The following is a 19638-nucleotide window of genomic DNA, read 5'->3' on the forward strand; positions in this document are numbered from 1 at the left end:
CCTCACGCCTCCAGGGGTGCCATCGGCTGCCAGGCGCGGTCTCGGCCCAGCCGCCCGCCGTCGCGGAGCCCGCGGAAGAGGTTGCTCGTTCCTCGCACGGTCCGCTCCACGAAGAACAGCCGGATGAGCTCCTTCGCGAAGGTCATCGTCGTGCCCAGCCCGAACAGGAACGGGTTGTAGACGCCGTGCACGCGGTAATACTGCTTGATGAAGGCCCGGTTGCGCATGATGTAGTAGCGATAGGCGTTGCTCGACGCGTTCATGTGCCGGATGCCCATGTCCCACTGCTTGATCTCGCGCGTGCGGCGCAGGACGAACTCGTCGACGATGACCGCGGTCGTCAGCCGTGACGCGAGCCAGCCGTACATCTGATCGTCCCAGTAGATGAAGAACCGCGGGTCGGGCAGACCGATCTGCTGCACGATCGAGCGGTGGATGAACATCCCCTCGAAGCACCCGCTGTTCATCTCCTTGTAGCCCGAGGAGTCGAACCCTGCGGGGGCGAACGGGATCGGGATGCCCATGCGCTCGGCGATACGGTACTGCCAGTAGAACTCGCTCCCGTCGTAGTCGTAGCGTCGTCCCTGGATGCTCTTGAACCGGGGGGCCCAAGCGCCCATGCGCGCGAGGCCGTCGGGGAGCACCTCGACGTCGTCGTCCATCATCCAGACCCATTCGGCGCCGAGGTCGTACGCGGTGCGCATGCCCTCGCTGAAGCCGCCCGAGCCGCCGGTGTTGACGTCGAGTCGGCGATAGACGAGCTCGGTGCCGATGTCGTCGCGGAAGGACTCGACGACGTCGGTGGTGTCGTCCGAGGAGGCGTTGTCGATCACGACGATGTGGCCGGGTTTCGGATCCATCGCGGTGATGCTCGTCAGCAGACCGGAGAGCAGGTGCGAACGATTGAACGTCACGATGACGATCGCGGTGGTGGTGGGGTCGAACGCGGGGGACTCGACGGTCATTCCTTCTCCTCGAAGATCTGCTGCCAGGACGCCGGTGACACGAGGTCGGGCAGCGCCTCGCGGTACTGCTGCTGGAGTTCGGGCCAGCGCCGCCGCAGCGCGGCGTGCAGCCGCACGGACTCGCGCAGCATCCGGCGATACGTGGCCCTGTCTCGGGTGTAGATGTTCTTGCCGGAGCCGTCGGCGGCGCTGACGAGAGCGCTGTCGAAGTGGGGGACGCGCCACCAGTGAGCATCGTCCTTCCCGAACTCGACCTCGGGTCGGGCGACGTTCGCGGGGTGCGGGCGGTGCACCCAGTGCGACAGGAGTGTCTTGAGGGTGAACCAGCGCAGCCGCAGACCGGTCGGGCTGTCGAGCTCGTTCTTCGGAAGGAGTTTGTACACCTGACGTCCCCGACGCGAATGCAGAATCCTGGCGGGATCGCGGTGGACCACCGTCTCGGGGTACTGGTCGGCGAGGGCTCGGGCGGCGGGCATCGCCGTCCCCAGATTCCGGCGCATGTGCTGTGGACCCGAGAGCACGTCCCTGAGCGCCTTCGCGCGCAGGGCCACCGGGTAGTACTGCATCATCATGAGGTGCTTGAGGTCGACACGGCGGCTGTGCACGAGCAGACGTCCGCCCCGCGGCGCGCGAGAGTGCAGCAGCGCGGCGACGATGCGGTTGCGGGCGTGGAAGTAGGCCTGCCAATCGATCGTGTCGTCTTTGTTCACCCAGGACACGTGCCAGAGGGCGACGCCGGGCATCGAGACCGTCGGGAAGCCCGCTTCCCCCGCGCGCAGGCAGAACTCGGCGTCGTCCCACTTGATGAACGCGGGAAGCGACAGCCCGACCGTGCGCACGGCCTCCAGCGGGATGAGGCACATCCACCAGCCGTTGTAGTCGGCGTCCATCCGCATGTGCAGCAGCGGGGACTGGCGCAGGTTCGACGCGCCGAAATCGTGCGGCATCTTCTCCTGATAGAGGTTGCGCCACATGAAGGGCGCCTCGTCGACGACTTCGGCCCAGCCGTGCAGCTTCGGCCGATCGAGGAGATCGAACATGTGTCCGCCGACGAGGACGGGTGTGGTCGCGTACTGCCCGAACACGATCGAGCGACGGAGAGACTCCGGCTCGATGCGGACGTCGTCGTCCAAGAGCTGAACGAAATCGGTCTCGGGCCGGCGCAGCGATTCGTGCATCGCGCGGGCGAAGCCGCCCGACCCGCCGAGGTTGCTCTGGCGGATGACCTGCAGCGTGGCGCCGAGTCGTTCGCTCACGGCGGCGAAGCCGTCCTGATCCGTGACGAGCTGGGTGCCCTGGTCGACGAGGAAGATGCGGTCGACGAACTCGAGGGCGTCCGGAGACGCCGCGAGAGCCCGCAGCGTCTCGACGCAGTAGTCCGGCTTGTTGTACGTCGTGATGCCCAGCGATGCCTTGCCGGTGCGGGCGGGCTCGTGCTCGGTGGTCCACTCTGCGCCCTCGAGAACGGCGGGCTTCTCATCGGCGACGATGTCGAACCAGATCCACCCGCCGTCGCTGTACTGGGTGAGGTCGAGATCGAAGGACGTCGTCGCCTCGCCGGTGACCTCGCGGGTGGCGACGCGCTGGCGGATGCCGGAGCCGTTGGAGCGATAGACGAGGAGGGTCGCTGGGCCCGTGGTACGCACGGTGAGCCGCACGTCGCGCACGCTCGTCCAGTGCTGCCAGTAGGAGGCGGGGAAGGCGTTGAAGTACGTGCCGAGGGAGACGCGACGTCCGGCGACGATGCGCGCGCGGTGACGACCGAGGATGTTCCCCAGGTGCGCACGGCTGGAGACGCGGACGGGCTCGTCCTCGATCACGGACCATGTCTCCGGGTCGGCGTACAGCGGGAGCAGGTCGGGGTCGCGATCGAGCGGGAAGACGACGTTCTGAAGGACGTGGGCCACAGGGAGGTTCTCCGTTGTTGGTGCCGCGGCCGCTGCCGGAGGGCAGCGCAGACTCGACGGACACTCAGTAGCCTACCGTTGGTCGCCTTCGGATCGGCGGAGAGCCCTGCCCGCGCAGACGGCGGGCGTGGCTAGACTGACCGCGATGAAGGTACTGATCACCGGCGGGGCCGGCTACATCGGATCGACCGTGGCGACCGCGTGCCTGGAGGCCGGGATCGAGGTCGTGCTGCTGGACGACCTCTCCACGGGCCTCGCCGCTTTCGGGGCGGGGCGCGAGCTGTACGTGGGCGACATCGCCGACGCGGCGGTCCTCGACCGCCTGCTGGGCGATCATCCGGACATCGACGCGGTCGTGCACTGCGCCGCGCGTGTCGTCGTGCCGGAGTCCGTGGCGGACCCGCTCGGGTACTACGACACCAACGTCGGCCGGTCGATCGTCCTGTTCCGGCGTCTCCGTGATGCCGGCATCCAGCGCATCGTCTTCAGCTCGTCCGCCTCGATCTATGCGGGGGAGACGGGGGACGGGGTCGACGAGAGCGGCCGCATCGCTCCCTCCAGCCCGTACGCCACCACCAAGGCCATGGTCGAGCAGATCCTCGCCGATGCCGCGGCCGCGGGCGACGTCCGGGCCATCGCTCTCCGCTACTTCAATCCGATCGGCGCCGACCCGCAGCTGCGCACCGGCCTGCAGAACCCCGAGCCGACGCATGCGCTCGGGAAGATCATGCAGGCGCGGGCGGCCGGCGAGCCCTTCACGATCACGGGGACGGACTGGCCGACCAGGGACGGCTCGGGCCTGCGCGACTACGTGCACGTCTGGGACCTCGCGCTCGCGCACGTCGCCGCGGTGACGCGGTTCGACGAGGTCGCCACGCCCACCGAGCCCTACCGGGTGATCAACCTCGGCACCGGCGACGGGGTCACTGTCCGTGAGCTCGTGCAGGCGTTCGAGCGGGTGACCGGCGCCCCGCTGCCCGTCGTCGAGACGGAGCGGCGCCCGGGGGACCAGGCCGGAGCCTTCGCGATCGTGGATCGCGCGCGCGAGGTCCTGGGCTGGCGCGCGGAGCGCTCCGTCGACGACGGCGTGCGCGACGCACTGGCCTGGGCCGAGAAGCTCCCGACGGTCCGCTGAGCCCGACGCCTCACTCCCGCGGGCGCAGCGTCGGGATGGCGCCCGTATGGGCGGCGTCGATGTTCTCCCGCCACGACCGGGACTGTCCGGCCCGCAGCGCGCACAGCACGAGCATGAACCAGCCGGCGTCCACGAGCGTGAAGCTCTCGAACATCGAGTCGACCGCCAGGGTGACCAGCGTGATGGGCGTCCACGCGTAGACGACCGAGCGGCGCACGCTCGCGACCAGCCAGGACCGGATCAGCGCGATGCCGCCGAGCAGGAGGAAGAGCACAAGGCCCGCGGTGCCGAGCTGCAGCAGCACGTCGAAGAACGCGTTCAGCGCGCTCTGGTGGCGGTCATCGAGCTGGAAGTTGATGAACGTGAACGGGTACTCGCCCCGCGCCCAGTCGCCGAACCATCCCCACCCCGTGATCGGCTTGACCGCGACGAAGTCCAGGATCATGTTCCAGAGCTCCGCGCGCATGGAGAAGTCCGACCCGGCGTCGAGGAGGGCGATGATCTGGTGGCGCAACGCGAACGCCACGGTGAGGGCGAGCGCGACGAGGATCCCCAGGGTCCACTGCACGACGTTGCGACGCGCCGGCGGGGTGTGCCGGACGATGGTGAGGGCGACGGTGACGACCCCGACCGCGCCGGCGAGCACCAGCACGGTGGGCGACGCGGACAGGAACGCGAGGCCGCAGGCGAGGGCGATCGAGCCGACGGCGAGGGGCGGGTCGACCGACTGCGTGCGCCATTCGATCACGAACGTGATGAGGGCGAGCACGGCGATGAAGCCGAGCATGTTGCGACTGCCGAACAGGCCCTGGATGGGTCCGCCGGCCGCGAGGTTGCCCTGGATGTCGAGGAACGCGAAGGGGAGGTCGAGGAGGATCCCGGACAGGATCTCGACCCCGAGCGAGATGCCGAGGAGCACGCGGAACGTGTCGCCCAGCGCCCGGACGGTCTGCAGCGTGTCGCGGACGTGCCCGATGGTGATGGCGAGGAAGGCGTAGCCGAAGAGCGACAGCCAGCCCAGGATCGTGTCGGAGCGGTCGGTCGTCCACAGCAGGCTCACGAGGGCCCAGGCCAGGAAAGCCACGAGCGAGGACGGCGCGATCCGCAGCGGGGACAGCTCCTCCCGCCGCACCCACAGGATCGCCGCACCGAGCAGGCACAGCGCGGTGATGACGGTGGCGAGCGTGACCGCCGAGGTCATCCGCTCGATCGCGAACGAGCCGAACACGGCCAGCAGCGCCGCGAGCGTGAACGCCCTGGCCATCTCGGCCGACTCGAGGAGGCGGGCGAGGGGATGCCCCGTCGTCACGGCACCCGCCGCGGCGTCGCACCGCGCTCGAAGACGAGGTCCCGTTCGCCGACGCCGACCAGCGGCACCGACTTGAGCTTGAAGGACAGGAGCACCAGGAGCAGCCAGCCCCACAGCATGATCGGGGTGGACTCCGTGAGCCCCTGCACCAGCAGCACCACGGTGAACAGGCTGGGCAGCAGCGTCAGCGGAGAATAGGGGCGCCGCGCGTCGAGATCCCATCGCGGCCGGTCGACGGCGAAGAACCAGGAGCGCCAGAGCAGGCTGCCGTACGCGACGGCCATCAGCACGAGGCCGACGATGCCGAGCTGCAGCAGCACGTCCAACCACATGTTGTGGGCGTGGAAGACGGTGATGCCGTGGTCGACGATCCAGCCGTCGAAGGCCGGGTCGGTGGGCACCCAGGGGCTCGAGAACCCGTTGCCGATCACGGGGTGCTCCGCGACGCGCTCCAGGACCTTCTCCCAGATCGTGCTCGACCGGCCGGTCAGATCCGCGCTGCGGCCGAGCAGGCCGAGCAGCGGTTCGCGCAGCAGCCAGAGCACGAGGGCGCCCACGGCGGTCGACCCGATCGCGACGACGTAGATCCGGGTGCGCCCGCCCGGTGAGGCGGCGCGCCGCATGAGCAGGGCGACGAGGAGCACGACGGCGGCGGCCCCGGCACACACGAGGGCGGTGGCCGACGCCGTGCGGAACAGGAAGTACGCGGCCAGCAGCATCCACAGCGCGAGCGTCGTGCGCCAGCGCGACCTCGCCGCGAACAGCACGCCGAAGGTGAGGAGGGCGAAGAGCGACACGATGCCGAGCAGGTTCGCGTTGCCGAGGATGCCCTGGATGCGCCCTCCGTCGAAGAGGTTGTCGCGGACCCAGTACCACTGCGGGTCGATCTTCCCCGGCGGGAGGTCGACGAAGTTCGGAAGCAGGGGGCCGTGCAGGACGAGCGAGACCCAGAGCTCGAGGGCGAGGGACAGCCCCAGGATCCACTTGAACGCGGAGGACAGCGCGCGGACGATCTCGTGCCACGTGAGCACGTGCGCGATGAAGAGGCCGTTCACGGTGACCGCGGTCAACAGGACGCCCGTCGCCACGGTCGGCACGCGCCACTGCGACCAGACGACGGAGAGGAGGGCCAGGGCCGCGTAGCCGAGGGCCGCCCACGGCAGCCGGCGCCAGCGGAACGGCTGCGGACGGTTCCGGGCCAGCATCGGGATCCCGATCGCCAGCGTGGCCGCGGTGAAGAGCGCGAGCACGATCGCCGCGCCGACCTCCCCCAGCAGGTTGTAGACCGCGGAGTGGGCGAACGCCACGAAGAGGACGGCGATGACGTACCCGCGCAGCAGGAGGTGCCCCGTGGATTCGCGCTCGGGCGCGGTGGGCGGGGCGGCCACCGGGTGCTTGGTGTACTGGGCCATCGCGACTCAGGCTACCTCGACGGACCCGGATCCGACCCGTCCGTCGCCCCGGGCTCTACGCTGGGGGCATGCTGCGCAGCCTCACGAACGTGCCCCGCGACTACGCCTGGGGGTCGCCGTCTCTCCTCGCCGAACTCGAAGGGCGCGTCCCGTCCGGGGCGCCGGAGGCCGAGGTGTGGTTCGGCGACCACCCGGGCGACCCTGCCGACGTCGACGGCGGAGGGACGCTGGACGAGGTGACCGGTGGCACGCTGCCGTACCTGCTGAAGCTGCTCGCGGCCGCGCGGCCGCTGTCGATCCAGGTGCACCCGACGAAGGAGCAGGCGAGGGCCGGCTGGGCGCGGGAGAGCGCCCTGCCGCTCGACGACCCGCGACGCAACTACCGCGATGACAACCATAAGCCGGAGCTCCTCGTCGCCCTCAGTGAGCGCTTCGAGTCGCTCAGCGGTCTGCGTCCGGTCGCCGACACCCTGCGTCTGCTCGACGCCCTCGACGACGTTCCGGGGGTGCGGTCCCTGCGCGAACGGCTCTCGGGCGCGGCAGACCCGCTCGGAGACGCGATCGGGTGGCTGCTCGGGGGAGAGGCGCAGACCGCGGTGGACGAGGTCATCGCCGCCGTCCGCCGTGCCGCAGACGGACCAGCGGGAGCGGAGCACCCGTCGCTGCGCGCCGTCGCCGCCATCGCCGAGACCTCGCCCGGAGATCCGGGGGTCGTGGTCGCTCTGCTCATGAACCATCTCGTGCTGCGTCGCGGCGAGGGCGTCTTCCTGCGGGCGGGCCTGCTGCACGCGTACCTCTCCGGTCTCGGCGTGGAGATCATGGCGGCCAGCGACAACGTGCTCCGCGGCGGCCTGACGCCCAAGCGCATCGATGTACCGGAGCTGCTCGCGATCCTGGACACCACGCCGGGCGAGGTGCCGGTGCTGCGGCCGGCGGGCGACGAGGCCGTGACGACGTACTCCGTGCCGGTGCCGGACTTCGCCCTCCGGCGCGTGCGCCTCGACGGCGCACCGATCACCGTGGAGGTGGAGGGCCCGACGATGGTGCTGGCCACCCGTGGTGCGGTCCGCGTGACCGCGGAGTCGGGAGCGGACATCGCGCTCCGGATCGGCGCGGTGGCCTTCGCGGATGCCGAGGAGCGCCGCCTGACGCTCTCGGGCACGGGGGAGGCCTTCGTGGCCACCCCCGGGCACTGATCCGCGCGGGGGCGACACGCCGAGAGACGTCCATGAACCTTCAAGAATCGCTTGAGGGTTTACGATCCGCGACTTGACCGGAGCGAATGACACGGGTGTAATTAGGTGAGCACGGCCCGCCAGGGGGGCGGTTTTTGAAGGGTTGGAGGTCGAGATGACGGGATACCGTTCCGATGTGCCGGAGAACTGGTTCGTCGATCCGGTCAACCTCGGTGTCCCCGGGGTCCGCCGGTCCGATCCGGACGACGACAACGCCCTCGCGTGGCAGAGCGACGCCCTGTGCTCGCAGACCGACCCCGAGGCCTTCTTCCCGGAGAAGGGCGGCTCCACGCGCGACGCCAAGCGCATCTGCACCTCGTGCGACGTGCGCGGCGAGTGCCTCGAGTACGCGCTGGCCAACGACGAGCGCTTCGGCATCTGGGGCGGTCTCTCCGAGCGCGAGCGTCGCAAGCTCAAGCGCCAAGCCAGCTGAGCTCCCGTCAGCCCGCGGCTTCGTGGGCGCGCCGGGTCAGGTCCGCTTCCCTGCCTGACCGCGCGCATAGGCTGGCCACGTCATGCCAGCCCGAGTCCATGCCCTCATCGTCGCGCGCCCCGGCCCCTCCGCCCGCGCCCAGCTCCTCCGCACGCTCGATGCCGTGCGCGCCCAGACCCTTCCCCCTGCGGCTGTCACGCTGATCATGTGCGGCGACGCCGCCACCGCCCGGGAGAGCGGAGCGGTCGCCGCCACCGTCGAGGGCATCATCGAGGCGCGGCCCTCGACCTCCTTCGCCGAGGCCATCGACCTGGCACGGCCCCGCATCCTCGACGGCTCGGCGATCTGGATCCTCGCACAGGACACGGCGCCCCACCCGCGCGCGCTGGAGCGCCTCACCGGCATGCTGGAGCGCTCGCCGTCCGCCGCGATCGTCGCCCCGAAGCTCGTCGCGACCGACAACGACCGCGAGATCGTATCCCTGGGCGTGAGCATGACCACGTTCGGTCGCGCGGTGGAGCTCGCGGCGGGGGAGTTGGACCAGGGGCAGCACGATCGGATGGACGAGGCCCTCGGCGCCGACATCCGCGGCCTGCTGATCCGCGGCGAGGTGCGCGAGGCTCTGCGCCCCGACCCCGCCCTGGCCGGCGCGGACGAGGGTCTCGATCTCGGCGTGCGCGCTCGGCTCGGAGGCGGTCGCGTCGTCCTCGCTCCCGCGGCCAGGGTCTCCGCGGCACCGGACGGCCCGGCAGCGCTGCCGACCGGACGATCCCGCCGTGCCTTCGTCACCCGCCTCGCGCAGCTGCATCGGCGTCTCGCGTACGCCCCGACGGTCGCGGTCCCCCTGCACTGGCTGACCTTCCTGCCCCTCGCGCTCTGGCGCTCCCTCACCCATCTCGTCGGCAAGCGGCCGGAAGCGGTGTCCCCGGAGTGGGGCGCGGCGCTCACCGCCATGGTCCGGTTCGGGGCGGTAGCGCGTTCCCGCGCGCGGATCCGCTCCTTCCGCTCCTCCACCTGGGCCAGTATCGCCCCCCTGCGGGTCACGCCCGCGCAGCTGCGACGGCGGCTCGACGACGGGCACGGCAGCGAGCACGGAGCCGTCAGCGAGCTGCGGTTCTTCTCCGGCGGCGGTGCGTGGGCGGTCCTGGCCGCACTCGTGGTGAGCATCGTCTCCTTCACCAGCCTCCTCGCCTGGCCGGCCCTGGGCGGGGGCGGCCTGCTTCCCCTGCGGGAGACGGTCGGGGCGCTGTGGAGGGACGCCGCCTGGGGGATGCGCGGGGTCGGGCTGGACGTCGTCGGACCCGCCGATCCGTTCGCCGCCGTCGTCGCCCTGCTCGGCTCGTTGTGGCCGGGTGCGCCCTCCTTCGCGGTGGTCCTGCTGTGGATCCTCGCGCTGCCGCTCGCCGTCCTCGGCGGGTGGTTCGCGGCGACACGCGTGACCGATCGTGCCGGCCTGCGCATCTTCGCCGGCATCGCGTGGGCTCTCGCGCCGACCTTCCTCACCGCGCTCGTCGACGGCCGGCCGGCCGCGGTCCTCGTGCATCTGCTTCTGCCGTGGCTGTTCCACTCCGCCGTCGTCGCACACCGCTCGTGGGGCGCCGCCGGCAGCGCGTCCCTGCTCCTCGCGGCCGTCCTCGCGTGTGCGCCGGTCCTCGCGCCGGCGCTCGCCGTGCTGTGGGTCGTGGCGCTCGGGATCGTGCTCGGCACCGCCCAGTTCCGCGGCGCCGGCCGCCTCCTCTGGCTGCCGCTGCCCACGGCTGCCCTGTTCGCGCCTCTGGTCTTCTGGCAGCTCGCGCACGGCACGCCGCTCGGCCTTCTCGCGGATCCGGGGCTGACCTGGCTCGGGCCGCAGGCCGCAGCCGATGTCGCCGGGCGTCTCGCTCTCGCCACCGGCTTCCCGACCGACGACCTCGCCGGCTGGGCGACGGTCGTCCCCGGGACCTGGGCGGCACTGCTGTGCGCCCCGCTCGCGCTCCTCGCCCTCGGGTCCGCCGTGTCCCCGCGGTGGCGCGCCGGCATCACCCTCCTGGTCATCACCCTGACCGGGCTGGGGACCGCGTTCCTCGCGGTGGGCATCAGCGTCGCGTCCACGCAGGGAACCGCCGTCCCGATCTGGCCGGGCACCGGACTGAGCCTCGCCTGGATCGGCGTGGTGGGCGCGGCGACGGTCACCCTGGACACGGCCTTCCCGCTGCCGCGGCTCCGCGTCGCCGCGACGGGCGTGGCGGCTCTCGCCCTCGTCGCCTGCGCCGTGCCCGCCCTCACCGCGCTCCACACCGATCGATCCGCGCTGACCAACGGTCCCGAGTCGACGCTTCCGGCGTACGTGCGCGCGCAGGCGGCCGGGGACCAGCCCGTCGCGACCCTCATCCTCACGCCGCAGAACGACGGCGGGCTCGCGGTCGAGGTCGTTCACGGGGCCAGCGAGACCCTGGGTGCCCAGACGACGATGCTCTCGACCGCGGTCGAGCCCCAGGGCGACGACGTCTCCACCCTCGCGGTGGACCTCATCTCCGCGCGCGACTTCGACGCCCCCTCGGAGCTGCTCGACCGGGGGATCAGTTACGTGCTCCTCGCGGCGGTGCAGGACGAGGGGGATCGGGCGCGGTCGCTGCGAACGGCGTCCGTGGCCGCGATCGACCAGCGCGCCGGGCTCACGCAGGCCGGGTCCACCGACCGCGGCGTGCTCTGGCGCCTGGAGGGGGAGCCTGCCGCCCCCGCCGAGCTGACGGCCGGTGAGGAGGGCACGGCGCGCCTCGTCGTGACCGTCCAGCTGCTGGTCGTCCTCGCCGCCCTGCTGCTGTCCATCCCCACCCGTGCGTCGCGGCGCGCCGCGCGGGCGCGGTCCCGTATCGTCGGCCGAGCGCCCGAGGAGCCGCTGGTACTCCCGCGGCACGCGGAGGATCGCGAGCCGGAGACAGGGGACGAGCCCCCGGTGGGCGCCGTGGAGGAGCCGCAGGACGAACCGGCCCGCAGCGATGAGGCCCTCGCCCCTGTCGCCCCACGCCAGGACGACGCCCGCACCACGGAGGAGGACCGATGACCGGCACGCGCGCATTCCGAGTCGTCGCCACGAGCGCGCGCCTCGCCACCGGCGTGGTGGTCGCCGCAGCGTGCGTCGTCGGGGCGGTCGCGGCGGTGCACGCCCCGTGGCCTACCGTGACCCAGGAGCCCGCACAGGAGCAGGTGACGCCGCTTCCCGGGGACAGCGTCCTGCTGTGCTCCGGCGATTTCCGCGCCCTCGGCCGGAACACGGCGGCGCCCCTGGAGATGCGCGCCGCGGGCACGCCACAGGTGACGGCGGGAGGCACGTCGGGTGAACCGACGCCGTCCGGGCTCGCCACCCCCGACCTCGTGGACGGAGACGACGTCCCCGTGCTCACCGGCGCGGTGGAGGGCCGGTCGGCGCCGCTGATCGCCGGAGCGGAGTCCGTGATGCTCGGCGCCGACGACCTCGCGGGTCTCGCGGCCTCGCCGTGCGGGGTGCCGCGGCTGGAGTCCTGGTTGGTCGGCGGGTCCGTCGGCACCGGCGCTGAGGACGTCGTGCTGCTCGGGAACGCCTCCGATGTCGCGGCGACCGTGACGCTCGCCGTCTACGGGACCGGTCGGGGCGGCCGCACCGTGATCGTGCCGCCGCGCACGCAGACCGCCCTTCCGCTGACAGCCGTCGCAGCGGGTAACGACGTACCCGTCGTCAAGGTCAGCGCCATCGGCGCCCCCGTACGTGCCGTGCTGCAGTCCGCGCTGATGCGGGTGCTCGATCCCGTGGGCGCGGACCAGCAGGAGGCGGTCGCCGGCCCGCAGCAGCACCTCGTCCTCCCGGGGGTGCAGGCCTTCGCCGCGGAGGGCGATCAGGGCGACATGACCGTCCTCCGCCTGCTCGCCCCCGGAGCGGACGCCACCGCGCACGTGCGGGTGACGGGGCCGAGCGGCGCTGTCGGACTCGACGAGTTCACCGTGCCGCTCACCGCCGACGAGCCGACCCAGGTGTCGCTGAACGGGCTGGAGCCCGGGACCTACACCGTCGAGATCGAGGCGGACGCGCCGGTCGTCGCCGGTGTCCGGCAGCAGGACGGCTTCGGGGCCGGCTCCGACTTCGCCTGGGTGACACCCGCTCCGCAGATCGACACCGACGTTGCCTTCGCGGTTCCCGCGGGGCCGAGCCCGAAGCTGCAGCTGGCCAATCCCTCGGACGAAGAGGTCACGGTCACCCTCCGCACGATCGGGGGCGACGCTGTGGAGGAGATCACCGTTCCGGCAGGCGGCACCGGCGAGGTCGAGGTGCGCGCCGATCGGTCCTACCTGCTCCAGCCCGCGGGGCCGGTGCACGCGGCGGTGACGCTGACGGGAGCCGGGGCGCTGGCCGTCCTGCCCGTCCCCGCGCCCGCCGGGGTGGAGAGTTCGATCACCGTCTACCCCTGAGCGGGGCGGGCGGCGCGCTCAGTGATCGTGCCCCAGGTCCCACGGCTCGCGGCCGACGTATTCGGCCGCGGCGCGGAAGACGGCGCTCTCGATCGCCAGCCGGCGGTGGGTGGCGTCGTCGTGGCCGGGCGGCAGGAGGCGCTCGATCGGGATGCGGAAGAGCACGATCCTCCGCCGGTCCCGGTCCAGGTGCCAGCGCGGCACCTCGCCGTCGACCTCGGCGGTGGGCAGCGCGCCGATCTCGAAGCGGACGTCCTGGAGCTCCGGCCACGTGCCGCGGAGGAACTCGACGGCGGTGCCGACGGTGAGGTCGAAGCGGTCGATGCGCCCGTCCAACGGGGCGAGCGGGGGCTTCACGACCTCGCTGCGACCGAGCCGTCCGTGCCGGCCGTGTCGGGCGCCGCGACGGACACCGGAGACGGAGGCGGAGCGACGACGGGGCATGCCGAAAGTCTAGGCGCTGCGTGCCCGCCCGGCGCGGCACCGCCGCCCGCGCGGCCGGGAGCCGTACGCTGACGGTGATGGACGGACGACTGTGCTCGAAGGTCGGCTGCGCGCGCGAGGCCGTGGCCACCCTCACATATGACTACGGCGACCAGATGGCCGCGCTCGGCCCGCTCGGCGCGGCCAACGACCCGCAGGCGCACGATCTGTGCGCCCCGCATGCCGATCGGCTGTCGGTTCCCGCGGGATGGTTGGTCGTGCGCCACGAGGCCCTTCGCGCCTGACCGAAGGCCGCCGCTCGAGGAGAGCCTCGGAGCGAGCGACGTCAGACGCCCAGTCGTCGTCCGGTGAGTTTCTCGGCCCGGCGGTCCGCGTTCTCCAGCGCCCGCCGCTCCCGCTCCCGCCGCAGGACGGTGATGCCGACCAGCACGAGTTCCGCCGGCGCGGCCGGCACGGGGGAGACGTACGGTGTCGCCTCGGCCAGCAGATCGGCCGCCACGCGCTCGCGCGCCGCCGGGAGCATGCGCGGGGCGCTCACGAGGAACTGCGAGATGCGGCGGGCGAGGCGGTCGGGGAGACGGGCCACGTCGGCGACCTGCGCCCACCCCGCCAGCGCGGGAGGCAGGACGGGAGCCGGGGTGAACAGCTTCGGTGTGCGCACGCGCTGGCTGTAGGTGCCGGCGACGAGGTCGCCCAACCGCTGGGATCGCGCCGTGAAGGCGCCGACCAGGACCGCGAGGCCACCGAACGTGAGGTAGATCTCCAGCACCCCGAGCAGCGCGCGGATGAACGCATGCCGGAACCCCGCCGCGCCGCCGTCCATCCGCACGATCCGCCCGCCGACCGCGAGCTTGCCGAGGCTGCGGCCCTTGAGGGCCACCTCCATCGTGATCGGCAGGACGACGAAGCTGACGACGAGGGAGGCCACGAGGGCGATGCGATCCGTGGCCGGGTCGAGCACGCCGATGTCGAGGAGCCAGAGGCGCAGGAAGATCGATCCGACGAAGACGGCGTAGCCCAGCAGCATGTCGATCACGGCCCCCGCCGCCCGGAGGAGGAACCCCACGGGCTGCACGTCGATCGCGACCGCCTCTCCGGAGAGCACCTCGTCGGAGACGTCGATCTGCGCGGACATGAGTACAGTAAATCAGGTGGATGCCGATGCCCTCGCCGATGCGCGCCGGTCCGAATGGGAGCGGTTGGACGCCCTGAGCCGGGCTCGTCTCGACGGCGCCGGCGTCGACGAGCTCATCGTGCGCTATCGCGCCGCCTCGGCCGACCTCGCGGAGCTGAAGACCTCCGTCGGGGAGTCGCCGCAGGGCGCCTACCTCTCCACGATCCTCGTGCGCGCGCGGCTCCGTCTCACCGGCGCCGCGGACAGCATCCTCACCCAGACGGCGCGCTTCTTCCGGCTGCAGCTGCCGGCGGCGCTGTACCGGCTGCGATGGACGACCCTCGTCATCGCTCTCGCCTTCGTGGCCGTCGCCGTCGGGACCGCCGCCTGGATCGCGAGCGATCCCGCTCTCGTCGCCACCCTCGGGCCGCCCGACGCCCTCCAGCAGTATGCCGACGAGCGCTTCACCGGGTACTACACGGAGAACCCCGCTGCGGTGTTCATGGGCATGGTCTGGACGAACAACGCCTGGATCGCGATGCAGTGCGTGCTGTTCGGCGTGACCGGGATCTGGCCCGTCTACATGCTCGTGCAGAACGCCCTGGGCCTCGGCACGTCCGGGGCGGTGATGGCGATCCACGACAAGGCCGACCTCATGGTCCTCTACATCCTGCCGCACGGCATGCTGGAGATGACGTGCATCTTCGTCGCCGCGGCCGCCGGCCTGCACATGTTCTGGGCCTGGGTGGTCCCGGGCCCCCGCACGCGTGGTGAAGCGCTCGCCGTGGAGGGCAGGGCGCTGGCCACGGTCGCCCTCGGACTCGTGTTCGCGCTCTTCCTCTCCGGACTCGTGGAGGGCTTCGTCACCGGCTGGGCGCTGCCCTGGCCGGTCAAGATCGGCATCGGGGCGGCGGCGCTCGCGGTGTTCCTCATCTACATGCTCGTCGTGGGCCGCCGGGCGCACCTGCGGGGAGAGACCGGCGATCTCGTGGAGTACGAGTCGGGCACGCCCCGGCTCGTCGCGGGCTGACGCCTCCGCTGACCGCGGTCAGAGCCGTCCCGCCGCCTTGAGCTCGAGGTAGCGGTCAGCGATCCGGGGCGGCAGGTCCTCCGGGTCGGCGGCGATGGCCTCCCCGCCCGCCCGGCGGATCGCGTCCGCGACGTTCTCGGCGTCGCGAAGCGTGCGCTCGGCGGCGGCGGCGAGGTAGACCTCCTCGCGGGACCCGCGGGCACGGGCGAGCGCGGCGATGCCGTCATCGGTCACCGACCCGACGAGCACCGTGGTGGCCCGCGAGGCATCGGGGAAGGCCCCGAGGAAGCCCCGGGCGGACTCGGCCGCGTCCTGAGCGGTGAGCACGACGATGAGGGAGGGGCGGGTCGTCAGGGTGCGCACCGCCGCGAAGGCCGCGTGCCAGTCGGTGTCGACGAGGCGGGCATGCACCGGGGCCATGGCGTCGGTCAGCGCGGGTAGGAGCCCGGTGCCGTCCACGCCGGTGACCCGCGCCCGGGTGACACGGTCGTGCATGAGCAGGTGTACGTGATCACCGGCGCGGGAGGCGAGCGCGGAGAGCAGCAGGGCCGCCTCCAGCGCGGCGTCGAGTCTCGTGCCGTCGCCGACACGTGCGGCGGCCGTCCGACCGGTGTCGACGATGAGGACGACGTGCCGATCACGCTCCGGGCGCCAGGTGCGGAGCATCGTGGTGCCCGCGCGTGCCGTCGCCCGCCAGTCGATCGAGCGCACATCGTCGCCGCGCACGTACTCGCGCAGCGAGTCGAACTCCGTACCCTGGCCGCGTACCTGGATGCTCGTGTTCCCGTCGAGCTCGCGTAGACGCGCGAGCCGCGACGGCAGGTGCTTGCGCGAGGAGAACGCCGGCAGCACGCGGATCGCGCCGCGGACGGGGTGCCGCGCCTGGCGGCCGGCGAGGCCCAGCGGGCCGCGGGAGCGGAGCACGACGAAGGCGCTGACCAGCTCGCCGCGGCGTCGCGGACGGAGCGGGATGTCCACGCGCCGGCGCTCGCCAGGGGGAATGCGCAGATGCTGTCGCGACTCCGGCGCGCCGGCGGTGGGCTGCCAGGCGTCGCGGAGGAGGACGTCGAGCAGTCGGGCGCCGCGGTTCTCCACCGCCACGCTGACCGGGATCTGCTCGCCCAGACGCGCACGCGCCGGGACGCGCCGCGTGACGGTCGCCGCGCGGGGGTCACCCGCGAAGACGAGGTCGACCACGACGAGGAGCACGCAGAGCCCGATCCATCCGCCCAGCACGGCGTACGGCGGGTATCCCGCCAGTCCCGCGAGGACCAGCGGCACGATGCCGACGGCGAGGGCGACGGCGAGGCGGCCCGTGACGAACACCTAGATCGGCACCCGGGTCTGCTGGACCACCGACGTCAGCACGGCGTCGGCGGACACGCCCTCCATCTGGGCGTCGGGGCGGAGCTGCAGGCGATGGCGCCACACCGGGACGAGCATCGTCTGGACGTGGTCCGGGGTCACGGCGGTGGAGGCGTTGAGCCACGCCCAGGCCTTCGCCGCGGCGAGCAGGCCGGTCGAGGCCCGGGGACTGGCGCCGAGCTCGACGGAGGGGGACTGCCGGGTCGCGCGGGCGAGGTCGACCACGTAGCCCAGGACATCGTCCGTCACGTCGACCCGCGCAGCCGCCTGCTGCGCGGCACGGATCTCGTCGGCGCCGATCACCGCCTCGACGCCGGTGAGCTCCCGCGGGGAGAAGCCCTGGGCGTGACGCCGCAGCACGGACACCTCCGCGTCCCGCTCCGGCATGCCCACGACGAGCTTCATCAGGAAGCGGTCGAGCTGCGCCTCCGGCAGCGAGTACGTCCCCTCGTGCTCGATCGGGTTCTGCGTCGCCGCGACGAGGAAGGGATCGGGCAGCGCGCGGCTGACGCCGTCCGCGGAGACCTGGCGTTCCTCCATCGCCTCCAGCAGCGCCGCCTGGGTCTTGGGAGCCGTGCGGTTGATCTCGTCCGCGAGCAGGATGTGCGTGAACACCGGTCCGGCGCGGAAGTCGAACTCCCCGGTCCTGGCGTCGTACACGAGGGATCCCGTGACGTCGCCCGGCATCAGGTCGGGGGTGAACTGGACCCGCTTGGTGTCGAGACCCAGAGCCCGCGCGAACGAGCGCACCACGAGGGTCTTCGCCACTCCGGGCACCCCCTCGAGCAGGACGTGGCCGCGGGCCAGGAGTGACACGAGCAGGCCGGTGACCGTACCGGCCTGGCCGACCACCGCCTTGTCGACCTCGGTGCGGACGCGGTGCATGGCCTGGCGCAGCGCGGCGTCGTCGGCAGGACTGTTCTCGTCGGTCACGGGGTCTCCTCGGCTTCGGTCGGGAAAGGGATGCGGGGTGGGCAGGTGCTCATGCGTCGCTCCGTGGGGTCTGCGTGCTCGTCTCCACGGCGGTCTCCAGCTCGTCGAGCCGTCGGGCGAGGGCGATCAGTGCCGCGTCGTCGGTGGGCGGCGGTCCCGTCAGCAGGCTCTGCAGCGTGCCGCGCGGGATCCGCAGCCGGTCGGCGGCGGCGTCCGCCACCTCGTCCGCACTCGCGTGCACGGCCAGTCCCAGCCGCCGCGCCAACCGCCGACGGGTGCCCTCTCGGAGCGCCTCGGCCGCGTGCGGGGCGTCGGCCGCCCTCGCCGTCAGACGGGCGCGTCCGTGCATCGTCTCCGAGGCGCGCACGGTGACCGGCAGGGTCTCCGCGACGAGCGGACCGAATCGACGGCCCCGGGCCACGGCCACGGCCAGGCCCGCGGCGAGCAGCAGCAGGATCGCCGGGGTGACCCAGTCCGGGGTGAGGGTGCCGAGCGTATCGGGGGTCGCGCCCTCGATGTCGGTGTCTTCGTAGGACGGCACGTACCAGACCACGCGCGCGGTCTGTCCGAGCAGGGCGAGACCGAGCGCGGCGTTGCCGTCCTCAGCGAGGGTCGCATTGCTGAAGAGCTTGACGCCCTCGACGACGGCTCGGTGTCCGTCGCGGTCGTCCACGAGCACAGCGGCCGCGTCGCCGTCGGCGAAGCAGCCGGTGACACCGTCGGCGGGGGAGAAGAGTCGATCGGGACGGATGTCGCCGACCTCGGCGAACGCGGGCACGGCGCACGCGGCCGGCCGTGGGGCCGCCGAGCCGGAGGCGTTCTCGCCGACCGCCAGCTCGGAGAGGAGGTGCGTGCCGGTGGAGAGGAAGACCACGCGGTCGGCCGGCGCGAGCAGGTCCGCCAGAGCCTCGTCGGAGAGCGTGTAGGGGTTGGTCAGGGCGAGCGTGCTGTCCTCGTCGAGGGCGGCCGCTGCTGCCACCCGGGAGCGGACGACCTCGACCTCGACGCCCTGATCCCGGAGGAGCTCGGCGAGCGCCAGGGCGCCGGTGTCGGACCGGCTCTCCGGGTCGAGCGCGCCCCGCGCACCCGGACCGGTCGCGGCGAGCTGCGAAGCCGCGAGGGCCACGGCGATCACGAGCACCGCGACGAGGACCCATCCCCACAGGGACGCGGTGCGACGCTTCGGCCGCTCCGCGGTGGTGTCGACGGCGTCGTCGGGAGGGGCGGTCGTCGTCATGCCGGCACCGCCTCTGGGCGGTGGGCGCGGAGCCGCTCGTCGGTCGCGGCGAGGTGGCGGTAGTCGTCTTCGGCGGCGGGATGGCGCAGGTACCGCACATCGTCGAAGGACGCGGCGGCGCGGCGCAGGGACTCGGCCTCCTCCGCGAACACCGCGCTCGCGGACCGGGCGATCGACTGCGCGGTCGCGCCCGGTGCCGGATCGATGAGATCGCGCTCGAGCAGGCTGCGGGCGATGGCCCGATAGCGCAGTACTACGGCCGTGTCCCAGTCGTTCTGCCGTGCGCTGCGCTCGGCATCGGCGCGGAGCTGCGCGGCGCTGCGATCGTCGGCGGCGCCGAGCAGGTCGCCCTGGGGACGGCGGATCGCTCGCGACCGTCGGGGGCGTCCCCAGACGAGCAGAGCGGTGACCAGGGCCGCGGCGATGAGCACCGTGACGACGATGAGCGCGGTGGGGCCGACGTTCGCGCCGTTGTCCCCGCTGAAGAGATCGCCGAGGAAGCGCATCACGTCGCGCGCGAACAGATCGAACCAGGTGGGCTTCGCGTCCGCGTACCGCGGGTTGGACAGCTCCTCCTCGGCCCAGCGTCGTGCCTCCTCCCCGTCCGGGACGAAGACGTCGTCGAAGCGCCGCATCATGGCTGCGGGGGGCTGCCCGGAGCCGTCCATCCGCCTCCCGCATCGGCATCGGCGGGGGG

Annotated in this window: 17 protein-coding genes; 7 read left to right on the forward strand and 10 right to left on the reverse strand. The window is 72.5% G+C overall.

All coding sequences use genetic code 11. From position 1 onward, the window contains the following. Positions 1-2: 2 nt before the first annotated feature. The gene (locus tag CJ226_RS03340; RefSeq protein WP_062633763.1) at positions 3-965 is read right to left on the reverse strand and encodes a glycosyltransferase family 2 protein; all 963 of its coding nucleotides are present in this window, start codon (positions 963-965) and stop codon (positions 3-5) included. Continuing rightward, a complete protein-coding gene (locus tag CJ226_RS03345) occupies positions 962-2872 on the reverse strand; it encodes a glycosyltransferase (RefSeq protein ID WP_062633764.1) in 1911 nt (636 codons plus the stop codon). Before CJ226_RS03345 ends, CJ226_RS03340 begins: the two co-directional genes overlap by 4 nt. Positions 2873-3017: 145 nt before the next feature. On the opposite strand from CJ226_RS03345, the gene galE reads away from it, so the two are divergent. Beyond that, positions 3018-4007, forward strand: coding sequence for a UDP-glucose 4-epimerase GalE (galE, locus tag CJ226_RS03350; protein ID WP_102208299.1), 990 nt, complete (start codon positions 3018-3020; stop codon positions 4005-4007). Positions 4008-4017: 10 nt separating this feature from the next. On the opposite strand, the gene CJ226_RS03355 is transcribed toward galE, so the two are convergent. Both CJ226_RS03355 and CJ226_RS03360 read right to left on the reverse strand, forming a co-directional pair. Next, positions 4018-5316, reverse strand: a complete 1299-nt coding sequence (locus CJ226_RS03355; protein WP_102208300.1) for an O-antigen ligase — start codon at positions 5314-5316, stop codon at positions 4018-4020. Further along, positions 5313-6728 (reverse strand): O-antigen ligase, encoded by a 1416-nt coding sequence (locus tag CJ226_RS03360; protein WP_062633770.1) that lies wholly within the window; start codon positions 6726-6728, stop codon positions 5313-5315. The genes CJ226_RS03355 and CJ226_RS03360 overlap by 4 nt, the downstream gene beginning before the upstream one ends. A 68-nt stretch (positions 6729-6796) precedes the next feature. Between CJ226_RS03360 and manA the strand changes: the two genes are divergently transcribed. The 4 genes from manA (at position 6797) to CJ226_RS03380 (ending at position 12818) form a co-directional block, all read left to right on the forward strand. After that, positions 6797-7924, forward strand: coding sequence for a mannose-6-phosphate isomerase, class I (manA, locus tag CJ226_RS03365; protein WP_102208301.1), 1128 nt, complete (start codon positions 6797-6799; stop codon positions 7922-7924). Positions 7925-8078: 154 nt separating this feature from the next. After that, positions 8079-8396, forward strand: a complete 318-nt coding sequence (locus CJ226_RS03370) for a WhiB family transcriptional regulator (protein ID WP_062633774.1) — start codon at positions 8079-8081, stop codon at positions 8394-8396. 82 nt (positions 8397-8478) lie between these two features. After that, positions 8479-11439: a glycosyltransferase gene (locus tag CJ226_RS03375; RefSeq protein ID WP_102208302.1), complete on the forward strand. Its 2961-nt coding sequence runs from the start codon at positions 8479-8481 to the stop codon at positions 11437-11439. After that, entirely contained in the window at positions 11436-12818 is a 1383-nt protein-coding gene (locus CJ226_RS03380; RefSeq protein WP_102208303.1) for a DUF5719 family protein, read from the forward strand. The genes CJ226_RS03375 and CJ226_RS03380 overlap by 4 nt, the downstream gene beginning before the upstream one ends. A gap of 18 nt (positions 12819-12836) precedes the next feature. Here CJ226_RS03380 and CJ226_RS03385 read toward each other — a convergent pair whose 3' ends face one another. Then, complete coding sequence (locus CJ226_RS03385; protein WP_231868178.1) at positions 12837-13262, reverse strand: hypothetical protein; 426 nt, start codon at positions 13260-13262, stop codon at positions 12837-12839. A gap of 77 nt (positions 13263-13339) precedes the next feature. Between CJ226_RS03385 and CJ226_RS03390 the strand changes: the two genes are divergently transcribed. Then, a complete protein-coding gene (locus CJ226_RS03390; RefSeq protein WP_025103036.1) occupies positions 13340-13546 on the forward strand; it encodes a DUF3499 family protein in 207 nt (68 codons plus the stop codon). Between the two features lie 41 nt (positions 13547-13587). Here the strand turns inward: CJ226_RS03390 and CJ226_RS03395 are convergent, their stop codons facing one another. After that, complete coding sequence (locus CJ226_RS03395) at positions 13588-14397, reverse strand: RDD family protein (protein ID WP_102208304.1); 810 nt, start codon at positions 14395-14397, stop codon at positions 13588-13590. 16 nt (positions 14398-14413) lie between these two features. On the opposite strand from CJ226_RS03395, the gene CJ226_RS03400 reads away from it, so the two are divergent. Next, complete coding sequence (locus tag CJ226_RS03400; RefSeq protein ID WP_102208305.1) at positions 14414-15406, forward strand: stage II sporulation protein M; 993 nt, start codon at positions 14414-14416, stop codon at positions 15404-15406. Between the two features lie 18 nt (positions 15407-15424). Here CJ226_RS03400 and CJ226_RS03405 read toward each other — a convergent pair whose 3' ends face one another. The 4 genes from CJ226_RS03405 to CJ226_RS17985 form a co-directional block, all read right to left on the reverse strand. After that, a complete protein-coding gene (locus CJ226_RS03405; protein WP_025103039.1) occupies positions 15425-16732 on the reverse strand; it encodes a DUF58 domain-containing protein in 1308 nt (435 codons plus the stop codon). Then, a complete protein-coding gene (locus tag CJ226_RS03410) occupies positions 16733-17656 on the reverse strand; it encodes a MoxR family ATPase (protein WP_257996508.1) in 924 nt (307 codons plus the stop codon). 97 nt (positions 17657-17753) lie between these two features. Continuing rightward, complete coding sequence (locus CJ226_RS17980; protein ID WP_102208307.1) at positions 17754-18941, reverse strand: DUF4350 domain-containing protein; 1188 nt, start codon at positions 18939-18941, stop codon at positions 17754-17756. Then, positions 18938-19638, reverse strand: a 701-nt coding sequence (locus tag CJ226_RS17985; protein ID WP_219719844.1) for a DUF4129 domain-containing protein, incomplete at its 5' end; no start/stop codon positions are given. The genes CJ226_RS17985 and CJ226_RS17980, both read right to left, overlap by 4 nt.

Origin of the sequence: Microbacterium sp. UMB0228, from assembly GCF_002871415.1 — a bacterium.
GTDB lineage: Bacteria > Actinomycetota > Actinomycetes > Actinomycetales > Microbacteriaceae > Microbacterium.

Excerpts from the sequence above, each read along its gene's own strand:
- CJ226_RS03375 (WP_102208302.1), top strand. The coding sequence starts at position 8,479 with ATGCCAGCCCGAGTCCATGCCCTCATCGTCGCGCGCCCCGGCCCCTCC.
- CJ226_RS03360 (WP_062633770.1), bottom strand. The coding sequence starts at position 6,728 with ATGGCCCAGTACACCAAGCACCCGGTGGCCGCCCCGCCCACCGCGCCC.
- CJ226_RS03395 (WP_102208304.1), bottom strand. The coding sequence starts at position 14,397 with ATGTCCGCGCAGATCGACGTCTCCGACGAGGTGCTCTCCGGAGAGGCG.
- CJ226_RS03380 (WP_102208303.1), top strand. The coding sequence starts at position 11,436 with ATGACCGGCACGCGCGCATTCCGAGTCGTCGCCACGAGCGCGCGCCTC.
- CJ226_RS03370 (WP_062633774.1), top strand. The coding sequence starts at position 8,079 with ATGACGGGATACCGTTCCGATGTGCCGGAGAACTGGTTCGTCGATCCG.
- galE (WP_102208299.1), top strand. The coding sequence starts at position 3,018 with ATGAAGGTACTGATCACCGGCGGGGCCGGCTACATCGGATCGACCGTG.
- CJ226_RS03385 (WP_231868178.1), bottom strand. The coding sequence starts at position 13,262 with ATGCCCCGTCGTCGCTCCGCCTCCGTCTCCGGTGTCCGTCGCGGCGCC.
- CJ226_RS03410 (WP_257996508.1), bottom strand. The coding sequence starts at position 17,656 with ATGCACCGCGTCCGCACCGAGGTCGACAAGGCGGTGGTCGGCCAGGCC.
- CJ226_RS03390 (WP_025103036.1), top strand. The coding sequence starts at position 13,340 with ATGGACGGACGACTGTGCTCGAAGGTCGGCTGCGCGCGCGAGGCCGTG.
- CJ226_RS17980 (WP_102208307.1), bottom strand. The coding sequence starts at position 18,941 with ATGACGACGACCGCCCCTCCCGACGACGCCGTCGACACCACCGCGGAG.
- manA (WP_102208301.1), top strand. The coding sequence starts at position 6,797 with ATGCTGCGCAGCCTCACGAACGTGCCCCGCGACTACGCCTGGGGGTCG.
- CJ226_RS03340 (WP_062633763.1), bottom strand. The coding sequence starts at position 965 with ATGACCGTCGAGTCCCCCGCGTTCGACCCCACCACCACCGCGATCGTC.